This window comes from Pseudomonas sp. CFII68, from assembly GCF_000416195.1.
Taxonomy (GTDB): domain Bacteria; phylum Pseudomonadota; class Gammaproteobacteria; order Pseudomonadales; family Pseudomonadaceae; genus Aquipseudomonas; species Aquipseudomonas kilonensis.
Genome location: NZ_ATLN01000084.1, coordinates 1 through 8967, shown reverse-complemented (window position 1 = coordinate 8967; position 8967 = coordinate 1). Strand labels below are relative to the sequence as shown.

At 60.3% G+C, this 8967-nt stretch carries 6 protein-coding genes and 1 pseudogene; 1 reads left to right on the top strand and 6 read right to left on the bottom strand.

The features are described 5' to 3' along the window. Positions 1-181: 181 nt before the first annotated feature. The 4 genes from CFII68_RS13725 to CFII68_RS13745 form a co-directional block, all read right to left on the bottom strand. Positions 182-979, bottom strand: coding sequence for a transglutaminase family protein (locus tag CFII68_RS13725; protein WP_018607123.1), 798 nt, complete (start codon positions 977-979; stop codon positions 182-184). Continuing rightward, positions 976-1926: an alpha-E domain-containing protein gene (locus CFII68_RS13730; protein ID WP_003201699.1), complete on the bottom strand. Its 951-nt coding sequence runs from the start codon at positions 1924-1926 to the stop codon at positions 976-978. Before CFII68_RS13730 ends, CFII68_RS13725 begins: the two co-directional genes overlap by 4 nt. 3 nt (positions 1927-1929) lie before the next feature. Then, positions 1930-3339, bottom strand: coding sequence for a circularly permuted type 2 ATP-grasp protein (locus CFII68_RS13735; protein WP_014338094.1), 1410 nt, complete (start codon positions 3337-3339; stop codon positions 1930-1932). A gap of 635 nt (positions 3340-3974) precedes the next feature. Then, positions 3975-6095 carry a TonB-dependent siderophore receptor gene (locus CFII68_RS13745; RefSeq protein WP_033062643.1) on the bottom strand — a complete coding sequence of 707 codons (2121 nt, stop codon included), beginning with the start codon at positions 6093-6095 and terminating at the stop codon, positions 3975-3977. A 293-nt stretch (positions 6096-6388) separates the two neighbouring features. On the opposite strand from CFII68_RS13745, the gene CFII68_RS13750 reads away from it, so the two are divergent. Then, positions 6389-8185, top strand: coding sequence for a methyl-accepting chemotaxis protein (locus CFII68_RS13750; RefSeq protein ID WP_018607115.1), 1797 nt, complete (start codon positions 6389-6391; stop codon positions 8183-8185). Positions 8186-8495: 310 nt separating this feature from the next. On the opposite strand, the gene CFII68_RS13755 is transcribed toward CFII68_RS13750, so the two are convergent. Both CFII68_RS13755 and CFII68_RS13760 read right to left on the bottom strand, forming a co-directional pair. Continuing rightward, positions 8496-8693 carry a YbdD/YjiX family protein gene (locus tag CFII68_RS13755; protein WP_018607113.1) on the bottom strand — a complete coding sequence of 66 codons (198 nt, stop codon included), beginning with the start codon at positions 8691-8693 and terminating at the stop codon, positions 8496-8498. A 15-nt stretch (positions 8694-8708) separates the two neighbouring features. Further along, positions 8709-8967 (bottom strand): annotated as a pseudogene (locus CFII68_RS13760) (carbon starvation protein A); the annotation flags it as partial.

Here is an 8967-nt window from a genome sequence, read left to right as displayed (position 1 = left end):
CATCGATGTTGGATGGGCTGCCGCCATCGCGAGCAGGAGCGAGCTCCCTCGCCACAAAGGCAGTTCGGTGGGGTCCCAAAGCCATGTGGCCCGGGGCTCCCGCAGGGTTCTCGGGTGGAGACAAGGCTTGTGTCCGCCACCCATTCCATGTGGGAGCGGGTGTTGGCGATAAAGCCTGCCTCTATTGGTGCTGCACCTGCACCATCGAGCTCACCTGCACCCTCGCCTGCATCTGCTCCGCTCCGCCGCCCCGGCGCATGCCGCGTACCGGGCAGGCGTCGAGGTAATCCAGGCCGACCGCCAGTTTCAAGTGGCGGTCTGGAAGGGTCAGGCGGTTGGTCACGTCGAAGCTGTACCAGCCATCATCCAGCCAGGCTTCCGCCCAGGCGTGGCTCGCCAGGTGGCTTTCATCTTCGGTGCACAGATAGCCGGAAACATAGCGCGCAGGAATGCCCAGGCTGCGGGCGCAGGCCAGGAACGCGTGGGTATGGTCCTGGCACACTCCCGTCCCACCGGCAAACGCCTCGGCGGCGGTGCTGTTGACCGCCGTCGTGCCGGGGCTGTAGGGCATCCGCGCCGCCAAACCGTTCATCAAATCGGTCAAGGCCGAACGATCGCGCCGGCCGGCACATTGCTCGACGGCGAAGGCGCTGAGGGTTTCATCCGCCTGGGTCAGGCGACTGCTGCGCAAAAAAGGCAGCGGCGACTGGTTGTCCGGCTCCATCGCGATGGACTGATGGATTTCCACCTCGCCATAAGCTGTCAGTACCAAGGCACCGTGGGGCTCGTCCATGGTCATCACATGCAAGATGTTGCCATAGGGATCAAGCTGGCTGCGTACCAGTCGCGGCAGTTCCAGGTGCCATTCCAGGATGCGCTGGCGCTGAGTGTCCCGGGGCGTCAGGCGCAGGAACTGGATGCTGGTGCAGACTTCATCGGCGTAGCTGTAGGTGGTGTCGTGGCGTATGGACAGTTTCATACGACCTCCAGGTAAGACTCATGGACGGTCTGGCCCAAGTGGCGGATCTGCCCAATCAAGTCGGTCAACCATTGATGCAGGCCCGACGCCAGGATCTCATCGATCCCCGAATAACGCAGGCGCGCATTCAGCTCGGCGGCCAGGCGTTGCGCTGGCCGGCCGTTGTTGCCCGGCAAGCTGGCGAGAATGTGGTCCAGCTCCTCGATGCAGGCATGCAGCGAGCGCGGGACGTCAGCGCGCAACAGCAACATCTCGGAAACCTGCTCGGCGTTCGGCGCATTGCGGTAGATCTCGTTGAATGCCTCGAACGAAGACAACGCGCGCAACAGGGCACTCCACTGGTAATAACCACGGGCCGAGTTGTCGCTGACCTCCTCCGATTCCTCGCCGAACATTTCATAGCGGGCGTCCAGCAGGCGCAGCGTGTTGTCGGCCCGTTCGATAAAGGTGCCCAGGCGAATGAAGCAGTAGGCATCGTTGCGCATGATGGTGCCCGACGTCGCGCCACGGAACAGGTGCGAACGCTCCTTGACCCACTCGCAGAAATGGCTGATACCGTAGCGCCCCAGGCCGTTGCTGGCGATGTTGCGCATTTCCAGCCAGGTGGCGTTGATGTTCTCCCACATGTCGGCGGTGATGCGCCCGCGCACGGCATGGGCGTTGGTCCGCGCGGCCCGCAGGCAGCTGTAGATACTGCCGGGGTTGGTTTCATCCAGCGCGAAGAAATGCAGCATGCGCTCGGTGTTGAGCGCGTCATAACGGGCGTTGTAGTCGTCCAGCGTACCGGCCGCCAGCAGCGACATCGCCAGCTCGGCGTGGCCATCGCTGCGTCCGGCCTGGGGCATCAGCGACAGCGAATAGCTGACTTCGAGCATGCGCGCCAGGTTCTCGGCGCGCTCCAGGTAGCGGGACATCCAATAGAGGTCCGAAGCAGTTCTTGAAAGCATGTCTTAGTCCTCCACTACCCAAGTGTCTTTGGTGCCACCGCCCTGGGACGAGTTCACCACCAGCGAGCCTTCGCGCAGTGCCACGCGGGTCAGCCCGCCGGGCACCAGGCGCGTTTCCTTGCCCGACAGCACGAACGGACGCAGGTCGATGTGGCGCGGCGCGATGCCGCTCTCGACAAAGGTCGGACACGTGGACAGGCTCAAGGTCGGCTGGGCGATATAGGCTTCGGGACGGGCCTTGAGACGTGCGCGGAAATCCTCGATTTCCGCGGCAGTGGCCGCTGGCCCGACCAGCATGCCGTAGCCGCCGGAGCCCTGGGTTTCCTTGACCACCAGATCCGGCAGGTTGGCCAGCACATGGGACAGGTCCTGAGGCTTGCGACACTGCCAGGTGGGCACGTTTTTCAGGATCGGTTCTTCGGTGAGGTAGAAGCGGATCATCTCGTCGACGTAGGGGTAGATCGACTTGTCATCGGCCACGCCGGTGCCGACCGCGTTCGCCAGCACCACATTGCCCGCGCGGTACACGGCGATCAGCCCGGGCACGCCCAACATCGAATCGGGGTTGAACGACAACGGGTCGAGGTAGGCATCGTCAAGGCGACGATAAATCACGTCCACCTGCCGTGGGCCGGCGGTGGTGCGCATGTACACGTGGTCGTCACGCACGAACAGGTCAGCGCCCTCCACCAGCTCCACGCCCATTTCACGGGCCAGGAACGCGTGCTCGAAATAGGCACTGTTGAAGCGCCCCGGGGTCAGCACCACGGCGGTGGGGTTCTCGAGGGGGCTTGAGCTCTTGAGGGTGTCGAGCAGCAGGTTCGGGTAATGATCGATGGGGGCCACGCGCTGGGCGGCGAAGAGCTCGGGGAACAGGCGCATCATCATCTTGCGGTCTTCGAGCATGTAGCTCACGCCGCTGGGCGTGCGCAGGTTGTCCTCCAGCACGTAATAGCTGCCGTCACCGTCGCGAACCAGATCGACACCGGCGATATGAGCGTAAATGCCCCGGTGCAGGTCCAGGCCCTGCATCGCAATCTGATAACCCTCGTTGGCAAGCACCTGCTCGGCAGGAATGATCCCTTCCTTGAGGATGTGTTGCCCATGGTAGATGTCGGCCAGGAACATGTTCAGGGCCTGGACCCGCTGAATGCAGCCACGCTCGACCATCTGCCATTCGCTGGCCTTGATGCTGCGCGGGATGATGTCGAACGGAATCAACCGCTCGGTGCCCTGCTCGTCCCCGTAGAGGGTGAAGGTGATACCGGCTCGATGGAACAGCAGGTCGGCTTCGCGGCGGCGTTGCTCTAGCAGCTCAAGCGGTGTGTCCGCCAGCCAGCGCGAGAAAGCTTGGTAATGCGGGCGGCAGTCACCCTTGGCGTCATACATTTCATTAAAAAAAGCGTGGGGCATAGCCAACTCCCAGCCGTGTCGCACACGGCATTTCTTATTACGTCGTCATTCCACTCAGTACGGCCTTGCCTTTTTTATGAGCCCTGGTTCTCTGAGTACCTCGTTAGGCAATGGGTCTCTGATCAGGCCTTTGCGTCCGGATGACGTGCGCCCCCCTGTTTATCTACTTATCGAATACCCCTCGCTGGTTCTTTCGTCCTGGAGTCGTAGCAAGGGCTGTGCCTAAGTGCGGTGCATCGAGACAATGCTGGAAAAACTGTCGCATAACGACAAAAAAGCGAAATTTATTTTCGATTTTGCGACGAAAATCTGTTTGGAGACTGAAACGTTTATTGCCATTTCCGGCGTCGATGCCATGAACGAGTCGAATCGGTGCAGCCAGGCGGGGAGCCAGCATCGAATGCCCTGAAAAGGGGAAATTTATACCCACCGCTAAAACGCAGGCCTTAGCCTAACGATAGCTGACGTGTCGGACTTCAGGATGGATGAGTTCAGTTTCTGGTGCGACAACAAATAGCTGAACATCATCGGACATTGTGGGAGCGAGCCTGCTCGCGATAGCGGTTTGAATGTAAAAGTGACGCCCAAAAAAATGCCCGGACTTCAAGGTCCGGGCATTTTGCTTTCTGGATGGATCAGAACGTCACACTGGCGCTCAGCCGTGCAGTACGCGGCTCACCGACGCTTACCTGCAACTCGCTGCCCGTGGAGGACGGGTAGTACTGCTTGTCGAACAGGTTGTCGACGTTCAACTGCAACGAGGTTTTGTGCCCCAGTACTGGAGACTCCCAGCGCAGGAAGGCGTCGGCCACGGTGTAGCTGCTGAGCCAGAAGTCGTTGGCCTTGTTGGCGGCGCGTTCGCCGACGTACCGCGCACCTGCTCCGGCGTGCCAGGCACCGAATTCGGCTGGCACGTTCAGATGGTGGCTCAGGTATAGGCTGGCGGTGTGCTTTGGCGCATCGGCGAGGCGATGGCCTTCGTCCTTGGGATCATCAAGTATTTCTGTATGGGTGTAGGCATAGGTGCCGATCAAGTCCCAACGCTCAGCCAGACGACCAGTGATGTCGAGTTCCAGGCCTTGGGAGCCGACTTTGCCTGCGGCTTCTGCAATGTTCTTTCCGCCCACTAGCGTGGTAGTGACTACATTCTTTTTGACGATATCGAACAGAGCGAGGTTGATATTCAGCCCAGGCATTGGGTCGTATTTGGCGCCCACTTCATAACTACGCCCTTCCTCCGGTTTGAAGGTACTGAGGTTGTCGTCGACGGTATCGTTGGGCTTGAATGAACGGCTGTAATTGCCATACAGCGACAGGCTCTCGTCGGCTTTATAGACCAATCCCAGGAATGGAACGAAGGCGTCCCCATTATCGTCGCGAACCCCCTCTCGCTTGATCATTCCTTGTTCGGCAAATTGATCGTAATGCTGGTAACGACCACCAACGACCAGGATCCAGCGATCATCGAGGTGCCAGTTGTCCTTCAGGTACACCGAGCTGGAAGTCAGTTTGTTGCTCAAGTTGCTTTGCGGCGCATTTACCGTGCTTGGCTCCCCCAGACCACCGTACACCGGTGCCGCAGGGTCAAAGCCTGGTTGATAAGCGCCGCGATAGGTTTTGCCACGGAATTGATCGGACACCTGATTGTCGACGCCGATCAACAGGTCATGACGCTGGCCGAACAGTTCCTGCTTGCCCATGAAATCCCAACTGGCGTAGCGGGTTTCATCGTCATAGTGCGCGCCGTTGGCGGCACGCTGGAAAACTCCGTTCGACAGCCGCGGCTGCGCAATCGAAAGACTGTACCGGTCGTTGTTCCACCCGTAGGTCACACGAGTTTTCCACACTTCACTCAACTCATACTCGAACCGGGCGGTGGCCGTCTCCCGAATTCCCACACTCTTGGCCCATGGCTCATCCAGGCGCTTTTTATAGTCAATATCAGCTGGATGCCCATCGGTGAATATCGTCCCGCGATCAAACGGATTGGAATATTCGTTGTATTCATAACTCAGGTTCAACGAAGCCCGCTCCCCCGTCCAAGCCAACGACGGCGCCACCAGCGTGCTCTCGTTGACGCCGTAGTTGCGCCAGTAATCCTCATGCCCGCGCTCGGCGATCAGGCGATAAGCCAGGCCGGTATCGCCCAGCGGCCCAGTGGTGTCCAGGGCCATGGTGCCGCCGCCTTCGCTGTAGGCCGAGCCGCTCAACGTGGTGCTTTGGGTGTATTGCGGTTTCTTGCTGATGACGTTGACCAGGCCGCCGGGCTCCAGCGCGCCGTACAGCATCGAGGCCGGGCCCTTGAGCACTTCGACCCGTTCGGTGGTGGCGCTGAAGTTGTGCCCCAGGTTCGAACGCACGCCATCGCGCAGGATCGAGCCGTCGTCGTTGGTGCCGAACCCGCGCTTGACCAGCGAGTCCCGCGAGCCGCCCAGGGTGTTGCCCTGGCTGACGCCGCTGACGAACTTCATCGCGTCGCTCAGCGAGCGCACCTGATAGTCGGCCAGGGTCTGCTGGGTCACCACGTTGATCGATTGCGCCTCTTCCTTGATCGGTACATCGCTCTTGCTCGCCGTGCTGGCTTGCGACGTCGTATAGCCCTCGTCCTGAGTGACGCGACTGCCCTGGATGTCCGTGGCCGGCAGTTCGAGAGCGTCCTGCGCCCACAATGGGCTCGCTATGAAACAGCAGGACAGCGTTGGTAACACACACTTGATAAAGACGTTGCGATTAGCGAGGGAGGTGGAACGTTTCAAGACGCGCACTCATAGAAGGGACGTTAATGAGAGCAAATATACTTTGAGAATGATTCCCAGTAAATCTTTTGTATCAAATGATGATCCCCCCCGAACCCCTGTGGGAGCGAGCTTGCTCGCGATAGCGACGGTACATCCAACATCAATGCAACAGACCCACCGCTATCGCGAGCAAGCTCGCTCCCACAGATTTCGCGAACAGTGATATCAAATAGCCCTATCTGCCCCTAAAGCTTTGGCGCTCGCGGTCGAATGTATTCCATTGAGAGATTTTTTTGCCCAGGAGCAGCGGCATGCAGACGTTAAAGGCCTTGTACGAGTCTATCGAGATGCAGTTTTTCGATACCCTCACCAAAAAGCTGTCGAGCCTTTTCCTGTTGGTGCTGGTCAGTGGCTTGTTGTACTGGGTGGCCCTCAGTGCCCGCGCCGAGATCCTGCTGCAGTTGCGCAACGCGCAGTTGGACGGCGCATTGCTGGGGCAGATCGAAGGCCGACTCGACAGCCTCACCCATGCCCTGCTCTTCGGCGCGGTCCTGACGTTGGGCATGATCAGCTTCATGGTCTGGTATTTCCGCCACCTCATCGTGCGCCCCGTCACCGTCATGACCAAGGCCCTGGAAGAGATCGCCAACGGCGAAGGCGACCTGTCCAAGGACCTGCCACTGGTGACTCACGACGAGATTCGCGTGCTGGCCGGCACTTGCAACCGCTTCCTGGCCAAGCAGCGGGAGATCATCAGCAACGTCCAGGCGCTGACCGTGCACATCGCCGTCGAATCGGCCCGCTCGCTCAAGAACATCAGCGACTCCAGCGACAGTGCCACGCACCAGGCGCGCTTCGCCAAGGAAGTGATGGACCAGAGCAACACCGCCGTGGGCCGCATCGAAGAAGTCTCGCGCCAGACCCAGGGCATCTCCAGCACCACCGCCCAGAACCTGAGCATGGCCCGCGACTCCTACGCCGAGCTGCTGGAAGTGACCGGCAACATCAGCGAAATCTCCAGCAGCCTCAGTGAGTTTGCCACCCTGGTGAGCGCCTTGAACCAGCGTTCGTCAAGCATCAAGTCAATCGTCGGGTTGATCCAGCAGATCTCCGCCCAGACCAACCTGCTGGCCCTCAATGCCGCCATCGAAGCCGCCCGGGCTGGCGAAAGCGGCCGTGGCTTCGCGGTGGTGGCCGATGAAGTGCGAACCCTGGCACAAAACGTCAGCCGGGCCACCGATGACATCTCACGCAACATTGACGCCATGCTCGATGAAGTCAGCTCCACCCACGAGCAGACCACCCAGATCAGCCACAGCGCCCGGGAAACCCAGAAAGTGGTGGAGCGCGCCTCCGGCCATTTTGAAAGCATGATCGGCGATTTCGAATCCACCAACGGCAAGCTGGCGGACATCGCGACCCATATCCAGCAGTTCGCCGACAGCAACACCGGGATCAACGACCGGGTCACCCAGATCCACGCCGACAGCCAGTTGATCGACCTGCGCATGCAGCATTCCGCGACAGCCACCCGCGACCTGTCCGGCGTGGCCGAAAAGGTCCAGGCGCTGTTGGGCCGGTTCGTGCTCGGCCACGGCAAGCTGGATGCCGCCATCACCCGCGCCAGTGAATGCCGCGACACGCTTCAGGTTCGTTTGGAGGCGCTGCAAGGCGAAGGCCTGAACCTGTTCGACCAGAATTACCAGTTGATTCCCGGCACCGACCCCAAACAGTACATGGCCAGCTATACCGAACGCTTTGCCCAGGTCTGCCAGGAAGAATGCGACAAACTCACCCGCAGCACCCCGGGTGGCAAGGTTTCGTTCATTGTCGACAGCAAGGGCTATTGCCCCGTGAACAACAGCTGGGTCTCGAAGCCGCCGACCGGCGACCGGGCGGTGGATTTGCCGGTGTGCCGCAACAAGCGAATCTTCAACGACCCGATCGGCCTGCGCGCGGCAGGCAACGTCCAGCGCTTCCTGCTGCAGACCTACCTGCGCGATACCGGGGAAATCATGACCGAGATCGACGTACCGTTCTTCTTCGGCGGCCGTCATTGGGGCAACTTGCGGGTGGGCTTCGATGCGGCGGTGTTGTTGGCGGAGTGATCAACACCGCAATCAAGCCAGACAACCACCCTGTGGCGTAAACAATCCTGAGAACACCCCAAAAAAACTGTGGGAGCGAGCCTGCTCGCGATGGCGGTGGATCAGTCGACATCATCCTTGACTGACACTCCGCTATCGCGAGCAGGCTCGCTCCCACAGGGGATCGGTGGTGTATGCACATCTTGAGGCCACCCCAAAAACAACTGTGGGAGCGAGCTTGCTCGCGATGGCGTCGGGTCAGTCGCCATCATCGTGACTGACACTCCGCTATCGCGAGCAAGCTCGCTCCCACAAGGGGATCGACCTCAGTTCAACAGCACTTGGGCCCACCCTTGCCGCCGTAACGGGCCTCCTGGCGTTCACGAAAGAACGCCTCGTAGTCCATCATTGGCTTGTCCGGGTGCTTGATTTGCATGTGCTCGACGTAGTTGTCGTAGTCGGGCATGCCGACCATCAGGCGGGCGGCCTGACCGAGGTATTTACCCAGGCGACTCAAGTCATTGAACATCGTTGCAATCCTCTATCAAGCGTCTGGCAGGGCCTGGAATGGCGCTTCTTTGTCCGTGCGTTCCTTGGTGCCCCAGGCGGCGATGCCGACCTTGAGCGCGTAGAACAGGATGCTGAAGACCACGAACAGGAACAACACCGTCAGCGTTGCGTTGGTGTAGGCGTTGAACACCACGTGCTGCATCTGCTCGATGCTCTTGGCCGGGGCCAGGATCTGGCCGGCGGCCAGGGCATCGTTGTATTTGCGCGCCAGGGCCAGGAAGCCGATCGCCGGG

Excerpts from the sequence above, each read along its gene's own strand:
- CFII68_RS13725 (WP_018607123.1), bottom strand. The coding sequence starts at position 979 with ATGAAACTGTCCATACGCCACGACACCACCTACAGCTACGCCGATGAA.
- CFII68_RS13730 (WP_003201699.1), bottom strand. The coding sequence starts at position 1,926 with ATGCTTTCAAGAACTGCTTCGGACCTCTATTGGATGTCCCGCTACCTG.
- CFII68_RS13735 (WP_014338094.1), bottom strand. The coding sequence starts at position 3,339 with ATGCCCCACGCTTTTTTTAATGAAATGTATGACGCCAAGGGTGACTGC.
- CFII68_RS13750 (WP_018607115.1), top strand. The coding sequence starts at position 6,389 with ATGCAGACGTTAAAGGCCTTGTACGAGTCTATCGAGATGCAGTTTTTC.
- CFII68_RS13755 (WP_018607113.1), bottom strand. The coding sequence starts at position 8,693 with ATGTTCAATGACTTGAGTCGCCTGGGTAAATACCTCGGTCAGGCCGCC.